Below are 25951 nucleotides of genomic sequence, written 5' to 3' on the forward strand. Positions count from 1 at the left end.
TGCCATGCCTGCCACGAACATCAACATCGGCGAACCCTGGATGTGGGGCGCCTTCATCGTCTTCGTTCTGGCCATGCTGGCCCTGGACTTGTTTGTCTTCGGCGGGCGCAAGGCGCACCGGGTGTCGGTGCGGGAAGCGTCGGCCTGGGTGGTTGCCTGGTGCCTGTTGGCGCTGAGCTTCGCCGGGCTGCTCTGGTGGTATCTGCACGGCGAATTCGGCAGTGAAATCGCCCGACAGAAAACCCTGGAATTTCTCACCGGTTACCTGATCGAGCAGTCGCTGTCGATCGACAACATGTTCATCTTCGTGATGATCTTCAGCTACTTCGCCGTGCCACCGGAATTGCAACGACGAGTGCTGCTGTACGGCGTGCTGGGCGCGATTGTCATGCGCGCGATCATGATTTTCGCCGGTGTGTGGCTGGTGTCGCAGTTCGAATGGCTGCTGTATGCCTTCGGTGTGTTCCTGATCATCACCGGGATCAAGATGCTGGTGTTCGCTGATCATCAACCGGATCTGGAAAAGAATCCGTTATTGCGCTGGGTGCGCGGGCATATGCGCATCACCAGCGGCTTTCATGGCGAGAAGTTTTTCATCCTGCAGAACGGCGTGCGCTGGGCAACACCGATGTTTCTGGTGCTGGTGCTGATCGAAGCCAGCGACTTGATGTTCGCGGTCGACAGCATCCCGGCGATCTTCGCCGTCACCACCGACCCGTTCATTGTCTTCACTTCAAACATCTTCGCAATCATGGGCCTGCGCGCGCTGTACTTCCTGCTGGCGGACATGGCTGACCGTTTTCACCTGCTCAAGTATGGCTTGGCGATCGTGCTGGTGTTCATCGGCGGCAAGATGGTGCTGATGCCGTGGTTCCACATGCCGGTGGAATGGTCGCTGGCAATAGTCGGAACGGTGATCCTGGGGTCGGTGCTGTTGAGTCTGGCGACCAGCCGCGAGGCAGAACGCCGCACCGAATGACACAACCCACCCCCACCTGTGGGAGCGAGCCTGCTCGCGAATACGCCGGTTCATTCAACATAGGAGTTGAATGACACACCGCTTTCGCGAGCAGGCTCGCTCCCACATTTGAAGTGCGATGCTCTTATTTATCGGATTTGATACTGGTCCACACCCGCGTGCGCACCCGTTCCATTTTCTGCGGCAACGGCTGCACCACATACAGGGTTTTCAGCGCTTCGCTGGTCGGGGTCAGGTTGGGGTTGTCGGTGATGTCCTTGTTGACCAGCGGCATCGAGTCCTTGTTGGCATTTGGATACCCGAGGAAATCACTGATCGGTGCGATCACTTTCGGGTCGAGCAAGTGGTTGAGGAATTCGTGGGCCTCGGCGACGTTCTTCGCGCTCTTCGGAATGGCGAACGTGTCGAACCAGATCGGCGCGCCCTCCTTCGGCAGACGCCAGTCGACCACCACGCCGTTGCCCGCCTCTTTGGCGCGATTACCGAACTGGTAGAAGCTGCCGGAATAACCGATCGCCACGCAGATGTCGCCGTTGGCAATGTCGGTCATGTACTTGGCCGAGTTGAAGTAGGTCACGTAAGGGCGAATCTTCATCATCAAGGCCTTGGCCTTTTCATAGTCCGCCGGGTTTTGGCTGTTCGGGTCGAGGCCGAGGTAATGCAGGGCCAGCGGCAGGATCTCCGACGGCGAATCGAGCATCGCCACGCCACAGGCCTTGAGCTTTTCCATGTTCTCGGGCTTGAACACCAGATCCCAACTGTCTACCGGCGCATTTTCGCCCAGGGCGGCCTTGACCTTGGCCGGGTTGAAGCCGATCAGCACGGTGCCGTACATGTACGGCACGCCGTACTGGTTGCCGGGGTCGTTGGCGTCGAGCAATTTGAGCAGGGCCGGATCCTGGTGCTGCCAGTTCGGCAATTTCGACTTGTCGAGTTTCTGGAACACGCCGGCCTTGATCTGGGTTTCGATGAACTGATTGGACGGCACCACCAGGTCGTAACCGGAGTTGCCGGTGAGCAGTTTGGCTTCCAGGGATTCGTTGGTGTCGAAGGTGTCCCAGGTCACTTTGATCTTGCTTTGCTCGGCGAAGTCCTTGGGCACTGACGGCAGAATGTAATCCGCCCAGTTGTACACCCGCAGTTCGCGCTGCTCGGCCTGGACGGCGCTGGCCAGCAGCGTCAGGCCACACACGGTGGCGCCCAGAATGCGTTTGATCGTGACCATGGTTGTTTCCCCGAATGCGACGTGAGATCGATGGTTTTTATGTTCTGTACACGGCAGTGGCAGTAACGCTAGCCAAGGGCAAAAAAGGTCGAGCCTGTTGTTATGGTTTCGATTCTTGCTGACAGCGTAGCGCGATGACAGTAGGCGGCGGGCCAAAAGGGGATCGATATGGCCAATTTGCTTGACCGCCGAGATACGCAAACAAAAATGCCCAGCGCTGGGCCGGGCATTGCTGTGTTGCCGTTTCGATCAGTCGGTATAGCCGAGTCTGGCTGCCCTGCTCTGCTGCGCCTGACCACGGGTTGCGAGGCAGTAATACAGCGGCACCGTTACCACCAGACCGACCAGCCAGGACAGGTCGGCACCTTCCACCAGATTGGCGTACGGCCCCACGTACAGCGAGGTGTTGGCAAACGGCAGCTGCACGATAATGCCGATGAAATAGGCAATGATCGCGTGCAGGTTGAAGCGCCCGTAGATCCCGCCGTCAGCGCGGAAGATCGAGGCGATGTCGTAGTTACCGCGCTTGATCAGATAGAAATCGATCAGGTTGATCGACGCCCACGGCACCAGCACCAGCAGCAGCGCCAGAATCAACCCGATGAACTCGGAAATGAAATCCGCCGAAGCACCGAGGGCGACCACACAGCATCCCGCCAGGATCACGCTCGACAGCACCACGCGCACCTTGATGCTCGGCGTCCACTGGCTGGCGAAAGTCTGAATCGAGGTGATGATCGACAACACCGCGCCGTACAGATTCAGCGCGTTGTGGCTGATGATGTTGAGCAGAAACAGCACCATCAGAATCGGCCCCAGCCAGCCGGTGGACTGCTTGACCGCGGCCATCGCTTCAGTGCCTTCCGGCGTCGCCAGTACCGCCACCGCGCCAAAACTGAACGACAGAATCGTGCCCAGCGTTGCGCCCAGATACGTCGCCCAGAAGGGTTTGGCGATGCCGATGTCTGCTGGCAGATAACGCGAATAGTCGGAGACGTACGGCGAGAAGCTGATCTGCCAGATGATCCCCAGCGACACCGTCGCCAGCCAGCCGGAGAGGTTGAAACTGCCGCGCGTCAGGAAGTCTGCCGGCAAGTCATGGGCGAAGATGTAGATGAACCCGGCGAGCAACGCGCCGCCCATCACCCAGGTGCCGATGCGGTTGAGGGTGTGGATGAAGTTGTAGCCGATCACACCGATCGCCGTAGCAGCCAGCGCGCCGATCAGAATGCTCAGCGGCGCTGGCACTGACGGGGCAATGCCGACAATGGATTTACCGGCCAGCACGATGTTGGAAATGAAGAAACCGATGTAGATGAGCGCCGCAAAGAACACGATCAGCAGTGCGCCATAACGACCGAACTGACCGCGACTCTGGACCATTTGCGGAATGCCCATGCGCGGACCCTGGGCCGAGGCCAGCGCAATCACCACGCCGCCGATCATGTGCCCCAGCGCAATCGCCAGCAGCCCCCAGAACAGATTGAGGTGGAACACCTGAACCACCATGGCGCCGGTAACGATGGGCAGTGGCGCGATGTTGGTGCTGAACCAAAGAGTGAACAGATCGCGGGCCTTCCCGTGGCGTTCCGCGAGTGGGACGTAATCGACCGTATGATTCTCGATCAACGGATCTTGCCGGGACATCTGGGACATATGCATGAACTCGAGTTTGTCTGTTTTTATCTTTGTATGAAGCCAAACCGGGAGGACTCTTGGGTCGCCCCTCAGATGCAGACCATATTATGGTATTCCAAACTTTACACAAGCCTGATCCGCTGATTCTGTCGCTCTCTGATCCGCTATCCTCGCTGATCCCGCCCCTGCCCGGCTAGCTGAACGCCCCGTAAACATTGAGTTTCCGACGAAAGTGGCACGTTTATCGGTTCACCAGAAAAGCTCTTGCAAGATGTGTATTACGGTATACCATCAGACCTACAAACCATAAAAACCGCGTCACACCACCCGAGGACCACCCAATGATCGATGCTGCCATTTACAAACAAGTCATGGGCTCGTTCCCGTCCGGCGTCACCGTCATCACCACGCTGGACGACGACGGCCAGATCGTCGGCCTGACCGCCAGCGCGTTCAGCTCACTGTCGATGGACCCGGCGCTGGTGCTGTTCTGCCCCAACTACAGCTCCGACTCCTATCCCGTGCTGATCAAGAACAAACGCTTTGCGATTCACCTGTTGTCCAGCGTGCAGCAAAGCGAGGCCTATGCCTTCGCGCGCAAAGGCAAGGACAAGGCGCAGGGCATCGAGTGGACGTTGAGCGAACTGGGCAACCCGATCCTTGCCAATGCGACGGCGGTGATCGAGTGCGAGTTGTGGCGTGAATACGAAGGTGGCGACCACGCGATCATGGTCGGCGCGGTGAAGAACCTGATCGTCCCCGAGCAGGTCGCCGGGCCGCTGGTGTATTGCCACGGCAAGATGGGTGCGTTACCGGTTGTGGCGTGATTTCACCAGATCTCGGATATCCCATGTGGGAGCGAGCCTGCTCGCGAAAGCGATGGGTAGTTGTTACATTTTTGACTGACCCGACGCCTTCGCGAGCAGGCTCGCTCCCACAGGTTTTGGTGTTGCCTGGGCGACCGTGTCAGGTCCTAAACCGGCTCACCAACTGATTCAACGTCTGCGACAACGCCGTCAGGTTCTGCGCATCCTGCCGAGTTGAATCCGCCAGGCTCGCCACCAACTGCGCATCGCCATGAATCTGGCTGATGTGCCGATTGATGTCTTCCGCCACTTGATGCTGTTCCTCCGCCGCTGTGGCGATCTGCGTGTTCATGTCGCGGATCACGTCGACCGATTCACGGATCAATTCAAAACTCGCCCGCGCCTCGTTGATCGACACCACGGTTTCCTGCGACACCTCAAGGCTGGCGTGCATCTGCTTGCCCATCTGGTGGGTGCGCCGCGCCAGATTGCCCAGCAGTGCGTCAATCTCACCGGTTGAATCCGAGGTGCGTTTGGCCAGCGCCCGAACTTCATCGGCGACCACGGCAAAGCCCCTGCCCTGTTCACCGGCGCGCGCGGCTTCGATGGCGGCGTTGAGCGCGAGCAGATTGGTCTGCTCGGCAATCGAACGGATCGTGCCGAGGATCGACTGGATGTCGTTGCTGTCCTGCTCCAGTTGCTGCATCGACTCGGCGCTGTGGCCGATCTCCTGACTCAAGCGCCCGACGTTACTTACCGCCGCGTCGATCTGCTGCTGCCCGGTGTGTGCCTGACGCTGACCGTTGTCTGCCGAGTCGGCCGCCTGACTGCACGAGCGCGCAACCTCGTTGGAAGTGGCGACCATTTCGTGAAACGCCGTAGAAACCATGTCCACCGCCTCACGCTGACGCGAAGCGACGTCGGCCATTTCCGCCGAGACCTCGGTGGCGCTGCCGGAGCTGCTGTGAATCTGCCCGGCTGCCTGGCCGATGCGTTGAATCAATGTGCGAATAGCTTCAAGAAACTGGTTGAACCAGCCGGCCAGTTGCGCGGTTTCATCCTGCCCGCGTACTTCCAGTCGCGCAGTCAGATCGCCCTCGCCCTGGGCAATGCCTTCGAGTCCGCTGGCGACACCACGAATCGGCTTGACCATCAGCCCGGCGAACCACGCGCCGGCCATTGCAAACAACAGTGCGCAAACCACAGCGATAGCGCCGATCAGCCAGGTCAAACGCGTCGCCCCGGCCATAACTTCGCTGGCCTTCACCAGCCCGACAAACCGCCAGCCCAACGCCTGCGACGGCCAGACCAGCGCCATGTAATCCTCGCCGGCCAATTGCACCTCGACCAGGCCTTTGCCCGCCTCGGCCAGTTGCTGATAACCGTCGCCGAGATCGCTGAGTTTCTTGAAGTTGTGCGCCGGATCACTCGGGTCGACCAGCACGGTGTTGTTGGCTTCCATCAGCATCAGATAACCGCTCTCACCGAGGCGGATCTGCTTGACCAGGTCGGTCAATTGCTTGAGCGACACATCGATGTTGACCACGCCGGCATTGCTGCCCAACTGGTTGTTGAAGCTGCGCACAGTGCTCACCAGCACCACGTCATCCGCCGCCCAGTAATAGGCCTCGGTGCGCAGGGTTTTGCCGGGATTGGCCATCGCGGTTTTGTACCAGGGCCGGGGGCGCGGATCGTAGTTGGCCAGTTGCGCATCGCCCGGCCAGAACAGGTAACCGCCCTGCTCGGTGCCGACAGATAGATAGGTGTAAGCCGGGTGCGCCTTGGCCAGACCGTCGAACAGCTTGAACAGCTGTTGATCCTGCGGCCCCAGCGGCACTTGCGCGGCGTCGCTGCTCAGGTAGCGTTTGAGGCTGGTGTCGATGCTCTGCAGTTGCGGATGCTCGGCCAGGTAAGCAACGTTCTGGCTGATGCCCTCGAAAAACAGCTGCATCGCGTTTTCCACCTGACGCACTTCGCGCCCGGTGCTGTCGGTAAAGGTGTCGCGCGCGCCCTCGCGGACATTGAGGATGATCAGCGCTGCCACCAGTAACACCGGCAGGCTGGCGATTACCGCAAACGCCAGAGTCAGTTTTTGTTTTATGTTCATTGCTTGCGCCTTCCTTGTTCGAAGTGTCGGTCAGAAATATTTTGCGGATATTCCGTATTATGGTATACCAATATTCAATCAACCGAACAGCCGTACTCGAAGGCGTGCTTGAATGGTGAGAAGACTCGCGAGCGCGCAGCGTTCACGTCAGTTCGACAGGCCCGCACACGACCGGCCAATTACAAAAGACTCGAGGTAGCGTCATGAAATTTTCCCTGTTCGTACACATGGAACGCTGGGACGAAAGCGTCAGCCACCGCCAACTGTTCGAAGACCTGACCGAACTGACCCTGATGGCCGAGGCTGGCGGTTTCAGCACCGTGTGGATCGGCGAACACCACGCCATGGAATACACCATCTCCCCAAGCCCGATGCCGCTGCTGGCCTACCTCGCGGCGAAAACCACCACCATCCACCTCGGCGCCGGCACCATCATCGCGCCGTTCTGGCACCCGCTGCGCGTCGCCGGCGAATGCGCCCTGCTCGACGTGATCAGCAACGGCCGCATGGAAGTCGGTCTGGCGCGCGGCGCCTATCAAGTCGAATTCGACCGCATGGCCGGCGGCATGCCCGCCTCCAGCGGCGGCCAGGCCCTGCGCGAAATGGTCCCGGTGGTCCGCGCCCTGTGGCAAGGCGACTACGCCCACGACGGCGACATCTGGAAATTCCCCACCTCCACCAGCGTGCCGAAACCGATCCAGAAGCCAAACCCGCCAATGTGGATCGCCGCCCGCGACCCCGACTCGCACAACTTCGCCGTGGCCAACGGCTGCAACGTCATGGTCACGCCATTGATGAAAGGCGACGAAGAAGTCCTCGACCTGAAGAACAAATTCCAGACTGCACTGGACAACAACCCAGACGTACCGCGCCCACAATTGATGGTGCTGCGCCACACCCACGTGCACACCGCTGATGACCCGGACGGCTGGCAAGTTGGCGCCAAAGCCATCTCACGTTTCTACCGCACGTTCGATGCCTGGTTCGGCAACAAGCAAACCCCGGTCAATGGCTTCCTCGCGCCGAGTCCTGAAGAGAAGTTTGCCGGGCGTCCTGAGTTTGAACTGGAGAGCCTGCACAAGACCGCAATGATCGGCACGCCGGAAGAGATCATTCCGCGGATCAAGTATTACCAGGAATTGGGGGTGGATGAGTTTAGTTTCTGGTGCGACAACAGCTTGCCGCATGAAGAGAAGAAGAAGTCGCTGGAGTTGTTTATCAAGCATGTGGTGCCGGCGTTTCGCTAAAGGTTTCGCAGGTTAAACCAAAAAAAACGCCCCGCTTCAGACGGGGCTTTTTTTGGAAAAAGGCATCAATTCGTGCAACCTGGCTTTCGCAGCCTATTCGCCGCTGCCATCCTCGCTGAGCACTTTGAAGGAGTGGAAGTTGAAAGCTATTTTTTCTTCTTCCTCATCAACCAGCTCATACCGGATACGATCCAATCCGCCTTCAACCCTCGACACGCAAAGATCCATGAACTGTGTCAGGCCACCACCAAATCCCCGCACGTTCAAACCGCCCACCTTAAAAAACATGACCGCGATAGTCGCTGCTCCAGGATCCGCAGACTTCGCCAGCGTCATCAACAGGTTGTAACCGCTAAGTCCATCTTCGGAATCCAGATGAAGACTTTCCACATAAACGTATTCATGTAGACCGTCATTCAGTGCTTTGAGATTGCTCAATGGTTGATCCTCGTATGCTGTCCATTGTCACCCTTGCCCGGCCCGTACTGGTAGGTATGAGTATGAGGATCCGTATGAAATGTATAACGCGAAGAGCGATTTATTTGTTCCACCTCACGAAAGGAAAACTATTCACAATCTATATTTTTTCAAAATAGGCATGAAAAGCTGCAATTATTTTATCCAAGGCTTTATCGTAACCTCTAAGACTCTGAAACTCTGCAGAGCTGATCAAGTTGCAGCTTAAACACTCAGAAAACTCACTAGAAGCATGCCGTGAATCGAAAGCCAGCACACCGTACTCTTCGCAAGCACTTTCAAACAATAGCCAATCAAAACTCACATTACCCATGACAACCGGATAATTTACTGTACCCTTGAAAAAATCTCGAAACCCCACGCTTAACTCCTCAACATCTTCTTGAGTATTCTCCCCATCAAAAAGATAACAAGTGCTAGCCAGCGGCGCATCGAACAGGGCAAACGCACTCGTCGAAAAAACTTTAAAGCTAGAACAGAGCAAACTATCGAGTACATCAACATTGCTCAAAAGAGGCCTCTCAAAAAAATAAAACTCTAATCCTGAATCTCGAAAAACCATTTCGGGCAAATCTTTATTCAGTTCAAGACGATTCGATAACATCGCGGTTATCTGATTTAGCTCTTGATGTTCGAGTTTGGTGAGGCTCATTTAGTTACCCTTGAATCGGATTTTGACAATCGTTTTTTTGATACCTGCAATATCCAGCGATGCAGTTGGTTCTTTAGTCGACGTCGACTCTGGATAGAACCTATAGGTCCTATCTCCCTTGGTCAATATTGAAACTTTTCCGTCTTGTGAGAATGTCCTGCTATAACCATTGACTTCAAGCATTTTTATTGCTTCTGCGGGAGAGGTAAAAGCATCGATCTGACCCGAGCTGTTTCGCGTCCATTTTGGCACAAACTCCACTGCGGTAGAGAGGTAACGGGGACAGACCACGTTTTCAGAGTGCTTTCTAAACGTGGTCTGTCCCCATTTACCCCCCGATGGCATCTTCAATATGTTGCGCCGACTCGGGGAAACGGGGACAGATCACGTTTTGGAATGCGTTTTAAACGTGGTCTGTCCCCGTTTATCTGGGTGCTAGGCCGGTGTCAGATCACATCTAGGCCTCTACAATTTACAAGAGACATTCAAACCACAAGCAGAGATAAAATCACGTATCGGTATATCAAGAACGCTACTTTCTCTAGCGGAGAGTACATCTTGCAATGTGACGATGCCTTTTTCAAAGTCTAAAGAAACGTCAAAGCAATTAAACTCGAACGCCCTGAACAGAATGCTCTCTGAGCAAACCCGCTCATCAAAGGCGTTTTTCAAAATAGAGCGAACGCTGTCGTCCAACTCTTGGGCCACAAATCGTTCTATTATCGTGCCGCCACTGCTCATAACCATTCCTAACCAGTACGAGAACGCAGTCTGGATCCCACCATCCCGAACATTTATTTTGATTGTCGAGATTGGAGCGCATCAGACGTTTGTTCCAATCACCTTACTTGGGAAAACGGCGGACAGACACGTTTTACTCCTTCATGTCGTAGAGGGTGCGGCCCTTGTTTTGCGCGGCCAGCAGGTTCAGATCATTACCGGCGTAGACGTAGGCTTCGTTGCCTGTGCAGATCTTCCCCGCGACCAGTGTGGTGTCGAGGTCCGGGCTGGTATTTGCGTCGCCGCCGGCGATGAATCAGCAGCTTCCTGAAAAGAGTAGTCGTCCTCTTCATGGACGCGTTTCTTGCCGTGCCTGCTGTGGATTTCGACGTTGTGTTCATCACCGGCCGAGACAGGGAGATATCGCGCTTGGCCTCGGCGGTAAGGTTGCCGGTAGCTTCGGCGATGGCGACAACGTTGATGTCGCGACCGGCATTGAGCTTCAGGTCGCCACCGCTTTTACGCTGGACGAGAATTGAAAGGTGGTCTGTCCCCGTTTATCTCCTCCATTTGTTGTGAATAACGCTTTTCTAATCTTTCAGCAGACCTTTGAACTCCATCGCGTTCATCTGGAAAGTAAGCAGAATAAACATCAGCTGCAATTTTCATCAGAGAAACGTAGTCAGCCACAGGTATGCTAGAAGTTAACGCTTCCCCCAAGAAGAAACTTACCTCATTGAATTCTTCTGGATCGTCCCAATCCTGATCAAGCGAGTAAAAAAAACCTTCAGCCACTGAGAACCCATGTCCCTGCGAAGCGTCGTAGATGAACGCAGGAAAATTAGTCCTCCCTCTTACGATAGAAGCCTCAATTAACTCGTAAAGACCCTCATAATCTGCGTCAGTTGAAGAAAATGATTCCTTGAGAACCTCTAACCAAACCAAATCAGCCATTATTTCATCCTCGGCGGCATAGTAATAAATGAGTTTGTTATATCTCCAGTTTTGCTATCACGCGTCACTTGAAAGTAATAACCATCAACTTTGATACTGGCCTCCCTCATGGCTGGATTAGCTCTGAACAAAGAGCCAGCTTCGACTGCCGCCCTGCTCGACATATCAGCCACCTTGATATCTGACAGAATTTTCGAATCATAAGTTGTTTTGGTGGATTTGGACTTGTATCCACCGACCAACTCGCCCCGAGTGTTAGTTTTAGGCAACTGATAACTATACTCCACAAGGCCAGGATAACGGACATCCGTAGTTTTGTTGGAGATTTTTGCCCCAGTTTTTTCAACCGACTCCAAGAAGGCATCGCTGTTATGAGCACCAGAAATCGTCCCCGCCTTACTATTACGCACGCCAATCTGGGTGTTATGACTAAGAACTTTCTCGCCAAAATCTTTCAAAAATGTAGAGGTTGCCTGACCTCCAACGGTGGCTGCCCCCTCTGAACCTATCGCTGCCGGCCTAACGACTGCCGCAATCTGCTCAGCCGTTAGCTTAGCCCCAGTTTTCGCTTCGATCTCCATCAAACCGCGGAGATCACTCAGTTCCTTGGCTGCGGCCCCACCTGCTGTGGCCCCTAACCCCACGGGAAGTGCCTCCGACATTCCTGCCTCAGCGGTCCAGATCGCGACTTCGTTCGCGCACAGCACTGGGTTTGCTGCACAAGTAGCTGCACCTCTCGTGGCCAACTGTCCAAGCAAACCAATCGCTTCCGGCGCAAGAGCAATAATTCCCGCTGCAGCCAACAATTTCACCGCATTAGCCGGATCCCCTTTCGGAAGGTGGTCGAGGACCGCTCGCGTCCTAGCGTTGGTCGAGTCGGCGATATTGCTATGAAGGAATTGATCTGTGATCCCCGAATCGTCATTTTCCCAAAGTTTATTTAATGCAAGAGAGCCTTCATCAATCTCAGCCTTGATCTGCGCGCAATCGCCGGTCGCCCAACAGTTATTGAGCCGCGCCGTGTTATCCGCATCACGCTTGGCAAACTCAGCTCGAACAGCATCACAGTTGTCTTTACACTCCTTAAGCGCTTTCTCGAGGTCTTTTACATCCTGATGATTCAGGAAGTTGTACTGTGTCGCGTTGTTGGCAACCCAAGAAGCGTTTTCCAATGACTCTTGATCAGTATTGCCCAGCGCAGTTGCGGAGAGCACCCCCACTATCTGCGACCCCATGAGCAACAACTCGGGATTGCCCTTGAACCATTTGTTCATCTCACCAACAAGCGCTTCATTCGCACCAGCCGCCAACGCGCCTGTCGCAAAATCCCCGCCGGTCATCTCCGACAACAGCCCACCCACCGCCGCATGAATGATGATTTTGCCCGCTGAGCCATCATCCAGAACGCCCTGCGTGAGATCGCCCACCATGTTGAAGCTGAACGCTGCGACGGTATTGAACAGAGCCGTCTTCAGAACGTCACCGGCACTTGCATCGCCGCCGACTGCCTTGGTGATCAGCGCGGAAGTGCCACCCTGGATGATTTGGCTTCCAGCAAATCTGCCGACGCCCTCCCACGTGGCTAACGACGGGCCGAGCAGCTTTCCGGTATTCGGATCGTATTTCATACCCGTCAGCTGGTTCAGGTATTCGGCCATCAATCCGGCTGTCACTCCGGAAATCACATAGCCCTTCAGTGCATCGGATGAAGTAACGTCCGCGAAAACCGCTCCAAGGTTTCCGCCGTTATTGATAAAACTGGTCGTGGCATTTGTGGCTGCACCTGTTGCCACAGCGGCGAGGCCTGCGGCCCAGGCGGTGCCCATGCTCGCGCTTAGCGAAGCGAACGCAGCAGGCCCGACAAAGGCAGCCATCACGATCGCAATAATCATCTGCGAAGCCGGGCCAAGCCCCGAGTTGCTGTATTTAAACGACTCGTGAATCTCCTTCACGCGCCGCCAATCAACATCTCCCCGAGCCTCCGCATCCTTCAACCACGCCAGTTGCGGATCAGCCTTGACCATCGCATCAATGGTCTGGCTGACGGACTCCTGACTCACATCCTTGATATCAATCTTCAGCCCATCGACCGCTTTCAAAACGATGTTGCCCTTGGCGATCATCTGCGTCTGGCGCAGGGTTTCGTCGGTGTTGCCGCGACCCTTGGCCGAGACCCATGCGGCGTTGTTGTTGGTTTTGGTATGGCTCTCGTCATGCAGATCCTTCACCCCTTCGAAGGTGATGGCGCCGCCGCTGTCGAGGAGGATGTCCTTGCCACTGTCGAGTTTGGCCACCTGGTAATGCTGGTCGCCCAGGCTGACCAGAGACAGGTTGCCGCCGGTCTTGATTTCGCTGCCGACGTGGGTGACCTGGGTGACTTCGTCGCGCTGGAGTTTCAGGTTGCCGAAACCGCCCTTCTCCTTCATGTCGTAGAGCGTGTGGTCCTTGTTCTGCGCGGCCAGAAGACTGAGGTCGTTACCGGCGTAGACGTAGGCTTCATTGCCTGCGCTGATTTTGCTCGAGATCAGTGTGGTGTCACGGCCGGAACTGGTTTTTACGTCGCCGCCGGCGATGAACTCAGCTGCTTTCTGAACAGTGTGGTCATCCTGTTCATGGACACGTTTCTTGCCGTCCTTGCTATGGGTTTCGACGTTGTGTTCATCTCCGGCCGAGGACAAATAGATGTTGCGACGGCATCGAGCTGCAGGTCACCGCCGCTTTTACGCTCGACGCGAATTTGAAGGTGGCCTGTCCCCGTTTGTCTCTCGAAAGGTGGTCTGTCCCCATTTATCCGGTCCCCATTTATCCGCTTTTCTTTCAATCGTCGGGAATCTCGATATGAAACGAATCTGCATCAATTTTCAAAGACATCCATCCTGGCCCAGGCAAAACGTTTATTTCACCCTCAAGAAAATACTCACTTGCCGACTTATCGACTTTAGGCCCACTAATAAACTCCTCGACAAACTCATTACCTGAGGAACTCTTTCGATCGAGAGAATATTCATAGATAACTTTTCTCAACACACTCACACCCGAAAAGACCAGCCAGCAGTCACCCACATATTCATGCATTGCGTGCAAACCTTCACTCTTGCTCTCGTATCTGACCCATTCACCACCCTCGCTTCGAGCGTGTAACAAACCATTTACAAGACTCCATTCAACATACTCCACATCTCTAGCGGGATCGTAAATGTAATGAACAGGAAAAATACTTTCGCCCTTAGGACACTCATCTTCATCACACTGTACGATCCGAGCGCCATCCGCCGCTGTTACCAACTTCGTCTTTTTCAAGGCTAGGCCTCTTTCGACATAAAGGCGAACTACTCCATTTTCGAGCTCAAAGCCTCCATATACGCAGTCAAATGTGACGAGGGAATCAAACATCGCTGAAACTATCATTTTATTTTCTCTAGAACGATGGTTTTCATACTATGGAGATCAGTAATCTTACTACCGTCTGTGCGTAGGAACGTGTGCCCCGAGAATCGAGCATCTAGACCTCCATCCTGGATAACCCTGACGCCAACCGACTCAAGATCGGCTGCACTTGGTAGTTTTCCATACGGATTTGCCGAGTTAGTGTTTATGAATATTTTCCCACCGGGCTCAACCACCCGTGTCGCCTCAGGCAAAAAGTCCATCATGGAGAAAGTGCCCCCTGCACCTTTAGGTATGAATGGGTTACTGGCCACGATTTCTCGCACGGAGTTATCTCTGAGAGGTAAGTTCCTGGCGTCGGCACGGACGCCTGATTCGATACTGCCACTAATATCAATATTAAGCGCACCTGGAGTTTGAGCGCTCTTACCTCCAAATAGCTCAATAGTTGGTTTAGGTTGATCAATTGGAGCAACCCATTTGCCACCGACCCACTCGACAGCTTTCCCACCAATGTGAGCAGTCAAGAGTCCGGTAACAGCGTCAAAAGCCATACCACCCAATTCCTGGGCGGAGGCAGTCGCTACTTTATCAAATTCTTTTTCCAGCGTATGCGACGGGATCGGACTGGTAATCCAATCCTTAAACCCCAGAGCTAGCCCGCCAATACCGTTTGCGATTGCACCAATCGTGTCAAAAGGTGATGAGACGGCATTCCAGAAGGATTCCGCTGTTTTGACTGCTCCACCTGGCCATGCAGCAACTATTTCACGAACGCTAGTACCCCCTTCTCTGGCCAGAAATCCCGGATCCAGCGAAGGAGGGTAAACAGTCGTAAGCTCTTTTGGGTCAATGCCTGCAAAATAATTGGCCTTGGCGGCATTGTATTGCTCAAGCGTCCATCCTTCTTGTAGTGCTTGTAGCTGAATCTTGCGCCCGAACTCCTCCATATCACGTTGTCTTTCGGCATCCAATGCCGCTGTTGCCCGGGTGATATTGTCCCGGCACCCTTGAGCGCCCTCTCCCGAACCACAAGCTGCTCGAGCTCTGTCCGCCGCGACAACGTCTCTATGTAACAGCCAGTTGTACTGAGTGGCATTCTTCGCAATATTTGCACCCTGCTGCAGATCACCATCCACCGCTGCGGCAGCAACGAGCCCGGTTAGCTGCGACATCATCAAGTGCAACTGATCATTGCCACCAGCGAACTTCACAAGGACATTCATCGCCGCTTCGTTCAACCCGGCAGCCGCCGCACCAGTAGCAAAATCCCCACCCATCGCCTCGGAAAGCAAGCCCCCCATCAGCGCATGCGCGACAACTTTTACTACGCCACCTTCCGGGAACTTGATCGTTTGATCGCCAACAAAATTGAACCCGGTCGCCATCGCGACACTGCCCGCTTCTCCCAGCAACGCGGAACCAAAGTTGTCACCAAAGCTACCGCCACCAATGGTGGTAGAGATGCCACTGGAAATGACCGCGCGACCCGCAGTTCGGATCGCTACGTCGGTAAAATTACTGCTGGTCAGAATACTTGCGGCTTTGCTGCCCCCCGCTGCAAACCAATTGGCATCGGCATAATCAAGCATGCCTGCGGTGAAGCCAGCGATAGCTGCGTTCTTGAGACTGTCGGCGCTGAATGTTTCCTTGAAAGCAGCGCCGAGGTTCCCTTTGTTGCTGATCGTGCTTGTCACGCCCGTCGTAGCGAGGGTTGTGGCGAATGCGCCGCCGAAGCCACCGCCGACCAAGCCCAGTCCTGCCGGCCCCATCACAAAAGACATCATGATGGCGATGGCAATTTGCGCCGCTGGCCCGACGCCCGAATTCTCGTATTTAAACGACTCGTGAATCTCCTTCACGCGCCGCCAATCAACATCTCCCCGAGCCTCCGCATCCTTCAACCACGCCAGTTGCGGATCAGCCTTGACCATCGCATCAATGGTCTGGCTGACGGACTCCTGACTCACATCCTTGATATCAATCTTCAGCCCATCGACCGCTTTCAGGACGATGTTGCCCTTGGCAATCATCTGCGTCTGGCGCAGGGTTTCGTCGGTGTTGCCGCGACCCTTGGCCGAGACCCATGCGGCGTTGTTGTTGGTTTTGGTATGGCTCTCGTCATGCAGATCCTTCACCCCTTCGAAGGTGATGGCGCCGCCGCTGTCGAGGAGGATGTCCTTGCCGCTGTCGAGTTTGGCCACCTGGTAATGCTGGTCGCCCAGGCTGACCAGAGACAGGTTGCCGCCGGTCTTGATTTCGCTGCCGACGTGGGTGACCTGGGTGACTTCGTCGCGCTGGAGTTTCAGGTTGCCGAAACCGCCCTTCTCCTTCATGTCGTAGAGCGTGTGGTCCTTGTTCTGCGCGGCCAGCAGATTGAGGTCGTTACCGGCGTAGACGTAGGCTTCATTGCCTGCGCTGATTTTGCTCGCGACCAGTGTGGTGTCACGGCCGGAACTGGTTTTTACGTCGCCGCCGGCGATGAACTCAGCTGCTTTCTGAACAGTGTGGTCATCCTGTTCATGGACACGTTTCTTGCCGTCCTTGCTATGGGTTTCGACGTTGTGTTCATCACCTGCCGAAGACATGTTGATGTCGCGCTTGGCCTCGGCGGTAAGGTTGCCGGTAGCTTCGGCGATGGCGACGACGTTGATGTCGCGACCGGCATCGAGCTTCAGGTCACCATCGCGTTATACGCTCGACGCGAAATGAAAGGTGGTCTGTCCCCGTTTATCTCCAGGACAATGTTGCCTATGGAAATCATCTGGGTCTGTCGCAGGGTTTCGTCGGTGTTGCCCCAGACCTTTGGCCGAGACCCACGCGGCGTTGTTATTGGTTTTGGTGTGACTCTCGTCATGCAGATCCTCCACCCCTTCGAAGGTGATGGCGCCGCCGCTATCGAGGACGAAGCCCTTGTCGCTGTCGAGTTTGGCCACCGGTAATGCTGGTCGCCCTAGCTGATCAGCGACAGGTTGCCACCGGTCTCGATTTCGCTGCCGACCATTCCCGAAAGAAGCCACACACCGCACTTCTAGATACGCTGAGCTTTCGACTGCCGAACCTGCCAACTCTTTAGTCAGAGGTAGATTCCAGCTCTTTCAAGCTCGCAGAAAAAAAACCTCATACCTTCTCGTATATTATCTGTGTCCTTTCTTAGAACCACGTTACTTTGCGAAGAGGCATTTAGAACAAAAGTATAAATATCGGACTTCCTTTCACCGTCGATTTTAAATATAAAGAATCCTTCGCATTTTTTTGCTACCAGCTCCATAATCTGAATGAAATCATCCAGATGCACACTATTCATATCTAAAAACCCAAAACGAGCAGCATATTTATCAGAAGGATCACAAGACATCAATCCAGACCTCTCAATGCGTTAGAAATATCTTTAACATCTGTTAATTTCCCTGTAGCAACCTTATCTACGACATTCCATATCACCTGCTTTGGCGGACCATCGACACCGTTTCTTATAATTAGCCGCTCCACAACCTCAACAGCCGTTCGTTTATTCCCATTATCAAACAGATGCCCCCCTGCGATATCTCTTATAATTGAACCAGCCTTATTAAAGAATCCATCATAATTGCTGGCGTTTGCAATAGCCGTATCCACGCTTCGAAACGATATTGAACCATCAAATTTTGAATTGATGGCGTTTATTTCACCCGCGCTTAGTCCAAATTTGAAACCACCAAGTCCTGCTCCCGATGGAATGCTAGGTGACGAGAGTAGGCCTGGTGTCGAACCTAAGCCGGGAAGAGCTACGTCGTCTACGGCTCCGATATCCGCCGCACCTTTTGCACCAACCAGAACCTCCTCGGTTTTGCCAACCAATTTGCTCCCAGCCCCGATCCCTCCAGTCAGAATCGTCCCAGCGATTTCCGCATGATCACCCAGCATCGTTTTATGGTGAGAGTTCAGCTCGTCCGTGTGGTTCGAGTCTTGGAAGTCCTGAACAATCGCTCGCTCTTCAGCACTTAACCCGCCATTTGCATCGTAGTTTTCAAGCGCCAGGGTCCCTCCTTCAGCGGCGTTCGTCTGACCATTACACTGATCGAAACCCTCGCACTTGAACAGTTCGGATCCACTGGTTTTCGCGCTCAGTTTCGCATAGGTATCCTTCACTTTCTCTCGACAGGCTGCTGGATTTTCGCTAGCTCTACAGCCCTTCAACTCTGTGACGAGATCGTCTACTTGCTGATGATTCAGGAAGTTGTACTGTGTCGCGTTGTTGGCAACCCAAGAAGCATTTTCCAATGACTCTTGATCAGTATTGCCCAGCGCAGTTGCGGAGAGCACCCCCACAATCTGCGACCCCATGAGCAACAACTCAGGATTGCCCTTGAACCATTTGTTCATCTCACCAACAAGCGCTTCATTCGCACCAGCCGCCAACGCGCCTGTCGCAAAATCCCCGCCGGTCATCTCCGACAACAGCCCACCCACCGCCGCATGAATGATGATTTTGCCCGCTGAGCCATCATCCAGAACGCCCTGCGTGAGATCGCCCACCATGTTGAAGCTGAACGCTGCGACGGTATTGAACAGAGCCGTCTTCAGAACGTCACCGGCGCTTGCATCGCCGCCGACTGCCTTGGTGATCAGCGCGGAAGTGCCACCCTGGATGATTTGGCTTCCAGCGAATCTACCGACGCCCTCCCACGTGGCTAACGACGGGCCGAGCAGCTTTCCGGTATTCGGATCGTATTTCATACCCGTCAGCTGGTTCAGGTATTCGGCCATCAATCCGGCTGTCACTCCGGAAATCACATAGCCCTTCAGTGCATCGGATGAAGTAACGTCCGCGAAAACCGCTCCAAGGTTTCCGCCGTTATTGATAAAACTGGTCGTGGCATTCGTGGCTGCACCTGTTGCCACAGCGGCGAGGCCTGCGGCCCAGGCTGTGCCCATGCTCGCGCTTAGCGAAGCGAACGCAGCAGGCCCGACAAAGGCAGCCATCACGATCGCAATAATCATCTGCGAAGCCGGGCCAAGCCCCGAGTTGCTGTATTTAAACGACTCGTGAATCTCCTTCACGCGCCGCCAATCAACATCTCCCCGAGCCTCCGCATCCTTCAACCACGCCAGTTGCGGATCAGCCTTGACCATCGCATCAATGGTCTGGCTGACGGACTCCTGACTCACATCCTTGATGTCAATCTTCAGCCCATCGACCGCTTTCAGGACGATGTTGCCCTTGGCAATCATCTGCGTCTGGCGCAGGGTTTCGTCGGTGTTGCCGCGCCCCTTGGCCGAGACCCATGCGGCGTTGTTGTTGGTTTTGGTATGGCTCTCGTCATGCAGATCCTTCACCCCTTCGAAGGTGATGGCGCCGCCGCTGTCGAGGAGGATGTCCTTGCCGCTGTCGAGTTTGGCCACCTGGTAATGCTGGTCGCCCAAGCTGACCAGAGACAGGTTGCCGCCGGTCTTGATTTCGCTGCCGACGTGGGTGACCTGCGTGACTTCGTCGCGCTGGAGTTTCAGGTTGCCGAAACCGCCCTTCTCCTTCATGTCGTAGAGCGTGTGGTCCTTGTTCTGCGCGGCCAGCAGATTGAGGTCGTTACCGGCGTAGACGTAGGCTTCATTGCCTGCGCTGATTTTGCTCGCGACCAGTGTGGTGTCACGCCCGGAACTGGTTTTTACGTCGCCGCCGGCGATGAACTCAGCTGCTTTCTGAACAGTGTGGTCATCCTGTTCATGGACACGTTTCTTGCCGTCCTTGCTATGGGTTTCGACGTTGTGTTCATCTCCGGCCGAGGACATGTTGATGTCGCGCTTGGCCTCGGCGGTGAGGTTGCCGGTGGCTTCCGCTGTGCTGGCGACGACGTTGATGTCGCGACCGGCATCGAGCTTCAGGTCGCCGCCGGTTTTCACTGTCGACGCGAGGTTTTCCACGGTGGTGGTAATGACTGAGCGGTGGCCGCCATCGAAGGATTCGTGGAGTTCGTCTTCGTCGCGTGTCGCCAACAGGTTGATGTCGCGCGCTGCACTCAGGCTGGCGTCACCGCCGCTGCTGATGGCAGACGCGTTGGTCAGATCCTGTCCGGACTTGATGGTCAGGCTGTCGCGGGCGCTGATGATGCCGCCGTCGTCGACGAGGGTGCGCATGCCGTTGCCATCACGCACCTCGATGGCGGTGCGATCGTTGACGATATCGCCCTTGAGTGTCGTCAGTTCGACCTGATTGCCGCGGATTTCGCCGGCAAGTGCGTTGCGGATGCTGTCGGTGGCCATGAGTTTGATGCGTTCATCGGCTTCCACCAGACCGCCCTGATAGAGGCTGCCCTTGACGTCGACGGACACGTCGTTGCTGGCCTTCAATGTGCCGACGTTGACCAGATCGCTACCGGCCAGCATTTCCAGATCTCGGCCCTGAATCAGGCTGCCACCGCGCACGTTGCGCGACTCGGCCTGCGCCAGATACAACACCGGCACCAGCACTTTCTGGCCGTCGACGATGCGCTCTTCCATCCAGACAATGTCGTGGGTCAGCGCAGCGACCTGCGCCGAGGTCAGGCTGACGCCGACTGAGAGGTTCAGTTGATTTTTGCTGGCGAGCGCGTTATCCATCAGATAACGAAATTGCTCGTAGTCGTTCTCCAGGCCACCGGCGAGAAAACGCTGGCCGGTCTGGGCCATGACGGCGTCGCTGATCAGCCGCGATTCATAGCGACCGTCACCGAGGCGACGCGCCGCTTCATCGGCGCTGAAGTCGAGCTTGCCGAGCAGGTAGTCGGAGCTCATGAACGCCGTCGTCTGAGTCAGCTCTGGGTTGGTTTCGATCAGATAACGGCTCTGCGGATTCGTGCTTTGCACGAACATGCCGTACGGGCCTTTCGGCAACCGGAAGGTCGAGGAAGCCGTCGGGTCGACGGCGGCGAACGGCACACCTTTGAAGTCCACCGGTGTGAAGCTGATCTGCTTCACGCCATCGGCGTCGACATGCTCGATACGGGTAACGGATCTGGAGGTTTGGGCGACAGCGTCGGTGCTATGTTTGCCCAGGTTGATGTTGATGCCGCCGACCGCGTCAGTCTGGTCGCTGGCCAGAGAACCTGTCAGTTGGCCATAAGTGTTGTCGTATAGCGTGCCGTTCTGGATGCTGTTGGTGACGTCGAGCTTGACCTTGCCGCCGGCCTGCATCACCGCAGCGTAAACGGCGTTGCCGTTTGCGTTCCAGGTGGTGACGTCACTCATCAAAGAGAATCGCGAATCACTGGAGCGACTGATCAGTTCATCGAACCGCACCTGATCGAAGTTGCCGGCCGCGGTAGCCGCGTTGAACGCCGGAACATCGACGAACTCCATCTTGTCCCAGAGGCTGTTGTCGATACGCCCTGGGGTGCCCCTTTTCACCACGCGCGTCCCCGAACGCGACTCCCCGCCCTGGTTCAGCAGGCTGTCAGCCGTCACGGTCAGGTTGCCGTTGGCGGCCAGCAGGCTGTAACGGTTTTCAACCTGGTTGGCGTGGATGGTGAAGTTCTTGCCTGCCACGAATCGCGCCGCGCGCGAGTCCTTGAGCACCTCGTCGTTGAATTGGGTAGTGATGGTGATGGTGCCGCGCTTCCAGCCATCACCACCATCGCAGTGCTGACCGCACACCCAGCTCAAACTGCCGGACGACTGACCGGAAGTCAGCTCGAACTCGGCTTTGGCGTTTTCGAAGGAAACCGCGTTGATATCGACGTCACCCTCGCCTTCGATGGTGCCCGACAAGTTGCTGAACAACGCCGCGCGCCCGCCATCGACAGCGTCGAAGCTCATGTTGCCGCGGCTGTAAATATCGCCGTAATAGTTATTCAGGCTGTTGCCGTGCAGCTTCATCGTGCCGCCGCTGAACAGCAGCGTGTCGGCATCGTTGTAGAGACCGTTGGCGGCGGTGAATTCGAGATTGCCTTGGGCGCCGAGGGTGCCTTTGTTATTGATCCGTGCCGCCGTCACCGTGAGGTTCTGGTTGGCGATCAGGCGACCGAGATTGTCCAGTGTGCCGCGCAAGGTCATCACGGTGTCGCCGCCGCTAACCAGTCGCCCGTCCTGCTGGATCACGTCGTTGGCGCTGATCGTGAGTTTCTGCTGCGCGGAGACTTTGCCGCTGTTGAGCAGATTGCCGCCAAGGGTCAGCGCCAGATCGCCGCCGCTGAGCAATTGTCCGGCATTGTTCAGGTTGGCCACGTTGAGGCTGAGCGCCGAAGCACTGGCGATCCGTTCGCCAGCATTGAGCGTCAGGTTCTGCGCACTGGTGTAGGTCAGCCCGCCGTTCAGTTGCCAGGTTCCAACACCGTTGACCGAGCCGACATCCCATACACCATTGCCCAGCCCGGTGAGACTGCCCTGGTTGTTGGCCAGTTGGCTCACATCCAGGTCGAAAAGGCCCTGTGCCGCGTGGCGAACATTGCCGCTGAAGTTATTGATTTCGGCACCGGATAGCAGCAGGTCCTGACTGCCGATTTCGATCACGCCGCTCTGGTTGTTCAGATTGCCGGTCAGCTTGATCTGACTCGCAGCGCCACCGAGGGCGCGGAGCTGGCCGCCGGCGCTGTTATCCAAGCCGCTGGCAGTCAGCTTGAGGCTGTTCGCCGATTCGATCAGGCCGCCCTGATTGAGAACCTGCCCGACGGCTTCGAGCCCCAGCTGATTACCGCTGATCTCGCCGCCGGTGTTGTCCAGGCTGGTACCAGTGAAGATCACCTGATCCTTGCCGAACATTCTGCCGGCGCGGTTAGCCAAGCGCGTCACGGTCAGCGTCAAGTCATCAATCAGGCTGGAAATCAGCCCGGCCTTGCCGCTGGCTGCACTGTTGTCGAGGTCGGCACTGGTGATGCTCACCGAGTCGGCTTGCAGCGTGCCGCCCTGGTTTTGCAAATTGCCGTTGTTCAGCGCCAGTTCGGCATGGCTGCCGTTGGCCAGAATCACACCTTGCTGGTTGAGCAGTGTTTTGCCAGTAATCTTCAGGCCGTCGCTGCCAGCGATGATCTGCCCGGCAGCGTTGTTGTTGATCCAGGCGCTATTGATGTCCAGGCGCTTGCCTTGCAGGGTGCCGCCCCGGTTATCCAGCGAGGTCAGTTGATCAAGGAGCAAGCGCTGTGCGCCAGCATCGACCAGACCGGTGACGTTGCTGAAAACTCCGGCAATGTTGAGGACGACATCGCCGCCATTACCGACGATGCCGCCCTTGTCGTTGTTGCCAAGTTGTTTGGCATTGATGTCGATAGCGTTGCCGAGCAGGACACCGGCGCTGTTGTCGATCTCGTCACCGTCGATGTGCAACTGACCTTCGCTCTGAATCCGGCCCTGTTGATTCAGCAGTTGCGACTGGCTTGGTGCAGTTTGCTTGAGGATCAACCGCGCGCCATCGGCACCTGCGGCCAACAACCCGTTGGCACGGTTATCAAGGCTGGCCGCGTGCAACTCCAGGCCGTCGGCGATCATCCGCCCGCCACGGTTGTCGACGTATCCGTCCTTGGCCACCACCAGCAATTGCCGGGCGGCGACTACACCGCCACGGTTATCGATAGAGCTGGCACGCAGTTCCACATCGCCTTTGATGGATTGCAGACGGCCCAATGCGTTGTTCAAGTGCTGCTGGACGAGGAGCGTCAGTTGCCCGGTTTCGGCGCTGAGCGTGCCGTCGTTGTTGCCGATCAGATTGCGCAGGTTTGCGTCGACGATGCCGCCCAAAAGTTGGCCGCTGGCGTTTTGCAGATCTTGCGCGGTCAGGCTCAGGCGATCGGTCCCCTGGATCAGGCCAAGGCTGTTATCCAGGTCTGCACTGGAAACCACGCTGTCATCGGACGAAATCGCGCCTTGCGTATTATCCAGCGTGCCGCGACTGGCCACCTCGAGGGTTTTGCCCGTCAGACTTGCGTTGCGGTTGTTGATGCTCTGCGCAAAGACGGTCAAGCGATCCGAAGTCTGCACCTTGCCGTCGTGGTTATCGAAATCCTGCATCAGCGTCAGATCAGCAGCACCTTTTTCCGCGCTGATCACACCCTTGGCGCTGTTATCGAGGCGAGTGGCCGTGACGAGAATGTCGTCGGCTGCCAGCGTCCCCCCCTGATTGAGCAACTCCCCTCCCGACAGTGCCAGTGTGGTTTTCGCCTGGATCTTGCCCGCGCCGTTATTCAGACGTTCGCGGGCGACAACCTTGGCCTCACCGTCGCTGGCGCCGATCAGGCCGCCGCTGTTGTCCAGTTGACGGGCGTCCACGTCGAGGCGACCGGCGATCACTTTGCCGCCGGTGTTTTTTACCTCCTGAGCATTGAGCTTGAGGCTGCCGCCGGCGATTTCGATACGACCCTGACGGTTGTCGATGCTGTCGACCACCAGTGTTGCCGCTTGCCCATCGGCGAAGCGAATCAGGCCGCTGAGGTTGACGATGGCCGGCGCGCTCACGACTAGACGGGTTTCACCATAAACACGCGCATTCACACCTTGGTTGACCAGGCGCGCCGCGTTCAGAGTGATGTCTTGAGCCTGCACGGTACCGTTCTGGTTCTCGAACGTTGCGGCTGCGCTGGCGGTCAGGGTTCGGCTGGCCAACACGCTGCCACTGTTGCTCACCGAAGCACTGTTGATCGACAGATCACCCTTGGCGTTGCGGCTGTTGTCTGCGTTCACCCCGGCTTCAATCACACCAGCGTTGGTCAGCCTGCCGCCGCTGCTCAGGCTGACGCTGTCACGGGCAGCGAGGCTTTGGCGATTGATCAGGTCTTCGGCGGTTTGTACGGTGACCTGCGTACCGGCATAAACCGCGCCCTGGGCATCGAGACTTTTGGCCTTTACATCGACGGCATTACCCGCCGTGACTTTAGCCAGGGTCAGCTGGCCATTGGCGTCGATCCGGATGTCACCGGCGCTGGCGGCAAGATCCCCCGCCAGCTTCACACCAACGCCCTGCTCGGTACCGACCAGTTTGATTGCACCGGCATACATGCCGCCGAGCGCCGAGGAGTCGATGGCCAGTTGTGGTCTGGCGCTGCCGTCATCGGCACGGGCGGTGGCACTGAGCGTGTCGGCGTTGACGTCGTTGCGGCCGGTGGTGATGTTCAGGTTTTTTGCGTGGATCTGTGCATTGATCTGCGCACTGCGAGTAATGATTTCGAAACTGTCGACGTTGCTCGCATCAAGACCGACGCCGTCAATCGACACGCTTCCCTGATCAACCTGAAAGCGCTCCAGGCGACCATTGTCGAGCACCGGCTTACCGGTGGTCAGCGTGACACGTGGCGTGTTGATGAAACCGCAACCGTTGCAACTGATGCCGTAAGGATTGGAAACGATCACCCGTGCCGATTGCCCTGCGACTTCGGTGTAGCCGCGCAACTGGCTCGGGCTGCCGCCATTGACTTCGTTGAGGATGGTTTGTGCCGCTGCGCCACGCAGGTTCGGGTTGCCGAGAATGATCCCGCCCAGTTGCGTCTGTTGCATGCGGTCGGTGGCGTTGTTGAGGATGACGCCTTGCGCACCGACGTTGTAGTCGTGGAACTGGTTATGCGACAGGCCACTGCCATTGGGCGCTGCGATGTTGACGATTGGCACGCCATTGCCGGCGCGATCCAGACTGGTGCCGGGTGCACTGACAACGATGCCGTCCGCCTGCGCCCACACCGGTTGCCAGAACATGACGTTCGCCAGCAAAAAGGCCAGACCACGCTTGGGCATGCCGCAGAATTGCTCGCGCTTTTTTACGGCCGCAGAAGGTTGGCTAGCCAGGAAGGCCAGGTGGCGAATGTCCATATCAGAATCTCGAAGCG

13 protein-coding genes and 3 pseudogenes are annotated in these 25951 nt (G+C 56.3%); 3 read left to right on the forward strand and 13 right to left on the reverse strand.

Annotated elements, in window-relative coordinates:
- Positions 1-4: 4 nt before the first annotated feature.
- Entirely contained in the window at positions 5-979 is a 975-nt protein-coding gene (locus ACZ9BE_RS12985) for a TerC family protein (protein WP_476249526.1), read from the forward strand.
- A gap of 124 nt (positions 980-1103) precedes the next feature.
- Here the strand turns inward: ACZ9BE_RS12985 and ACZ9BE_RS12990 are convergent, their stop codons facing one another.
- On the reverse strand, positions 1104-2204 hold the full coding sequence (locus ACZ9BE_RS12990; protein WP_041480044.1) for a polyamine ABC transporter substrate-binding protein: 1101 nt from the start codon (positions 2202-2204) through the stop codon (positions 1104-1106).
- Between the two features lie 249 nt (positions 2205-2453).
- Positions 2454-3860 (reverse strand): purine-cytosine permease family protein, encoded by a 1407-nt coding sequence (locus ACZ9BE_RS12995; protein ID WP_016775036.1) that lies wholly within the window; start codon positions 3858-3860, stop codon positions 2454-2456.
- 323 nt (positions 3861-4183) lie between these two features.
- Here ACZ9BE_RS12995 and ACZ9BE_RS13000 point away from each other — a divergent pair, with 323 nt between their 5' ends.
- Positions 4184-4669, forward strand: coding sequence for a flavin reductase family protein (locus tag ACZ9BE_RS13000; protein ID WP_016775037.1), 486 nt, complete (start codon positions 4184-4186; stop codon positions 4667-4669).
- A gap of 139 nt (positions 4670-4808) precedes the next feature.
- Here the strand turns inward: ACZ9BE_RS13000 and ACZ9BE_RS13005 are convergent, their stop codons facing one another.
- Entirely contained in the window at positions 4809-5576 is a 768-nt protein-coding gene (locus ACZ9BE_RS13005) for a methyl-accepting chemotaxis protein (RefSeq protein WP_370593578.1), read from the reverse strand.
- 138 nt (positions 5577-5714) lie between these two features.
- Positions 5715-6755: pseudogene (locus ACZ9BE_RS13010) on the reverse strand (cache domain-containing protein); the annotation flags it as partial.
- Between the two features lie 203 nt (positions 6756-6958).
- On the opposite strand from ACZ9BE_RS13010, the gene ACZ9BE_RS13015 reads away from it, so the two are divergent.
- The gene (locus ACZ9BE_RS13015; RefSeq protein ID WP_101155121.1) at positions 6959-8002 is read left to right on the forward strand and encodes an LLM class flavin-dependent oxidoreductase; all 1044 of its coding nucleotides are present in this window, start codon (positions 6959-6961) and stop codon (positions 8000-8002) included.
- A gap of 93 nt (positions 8003-8095) precedes the next feature.
- Here ACZ9BE_RS13015 and ACZ9BE_RS13020 read toward each other — a convergent pair whose 3' ends face one another.
- From ACZ9BE_RS13020 to ACZ9BE_RS13060, 9 genes and pseudogenes are all read right to left on the reverse strand, one after another.
- Positions 8096-8440, reverse strand: a complete 345-nt coding sequence (locus ACZ9BE_RS13020; protein WP_056789328.1) for a hypothetical protein — start codon at positions 8438-8440, stop codon at positions 8096-8098.
- Between the two features lie 139 nt (positions 8441-8579).
- Positions 8580-9131 (reverse strand): hypothetical protein, encoded by a 552-nt coding sequence (locus tag ACZ9BE_RS13025; RefSeq protein WP_056789325.1) that lies wholly within the window; start codon positions 9129-9131, stop codon positions 8580-8582.
- 465 nt (positions 9132-9596) lie between these two features.
- A complete protein-coding gene (locus ACZ9BE_RS13030) occupies positions 9597-9872 on the reverse strand; it encodes a hypothetical protein (RefSeq protein ID WP_056789322.1) in 276 nt (91 codons plus the stop codon).
- A 498-nt stretch (positions 9873-10370) separates the two neighbouring features.
- Complete coding sequence (locus tag ACZ9BE_RS13035) at positions 10371-10805, reverse strand: hypothetical protein (RefSeq protein ID WP_016775049.1); 435 nt, start codon at positions 10803-10805, stop codon at positions 10371-10373.
- Positions 10805-13495: pseudogene (locus ACZ9BE_RS13040) on the reverse strand (DUF637 domain-containing protein); the annotation flags it as partial. The pseudogene ACZ9BE_RS13040 and the gene ACZ9BE_RS13035, both read right to left, overlap by 1 nt.
- Before the next feature lie 127 nt (positions 13496-13622).
- The gene (locus ACZ9BE_RS13045; protein WP_237143779.1) at positions 13623-14105 is read right to left on the reverse strand and encodes a hypothetical protein; all 483 of its coding nucleotides are present in this window, start codon (positions 14103-14105) and stop codon (positions 13623-13625) included.
- Positions 14106-14209: 104 nt separating this feature from the next.
- Positions 14210-16780, reverse strand: coding sequence for a DUF637 domain-containing protein (locus ACZ9BE_RS13050; protein WP_476249527.1), 2571 nt, complete (start codon positions 16778-16780; stop codon positions 14210-14212).
- A gap of 146 nt (positions 16781-16926) precedes the next feature.
- Positions 16927-17193, reverse strand: a pseudogene (locus tag ACZ9BE_RS13055) (hypothetical protein); the annotation flags it as partial.
- A gap of 356 nt (positions 17194-17549) precedes the next feature.
- Positions 17550-25934, reverse strand: a complete 8385-nt coding sequence (locus tag ACZ9BE_RS13060; protein ID WP_476249528.1) for a two-partner secretion domain-containing protein — start codon at positions 25932-25934, stop codon at positions 17550-17552.
- Positions 25935-25951 lie beyond the last annotated feature (17 nt).

The sequence above is a fragment of the Pseudomonas sp. TE9122 genome, from assembly GCF_056278925.1.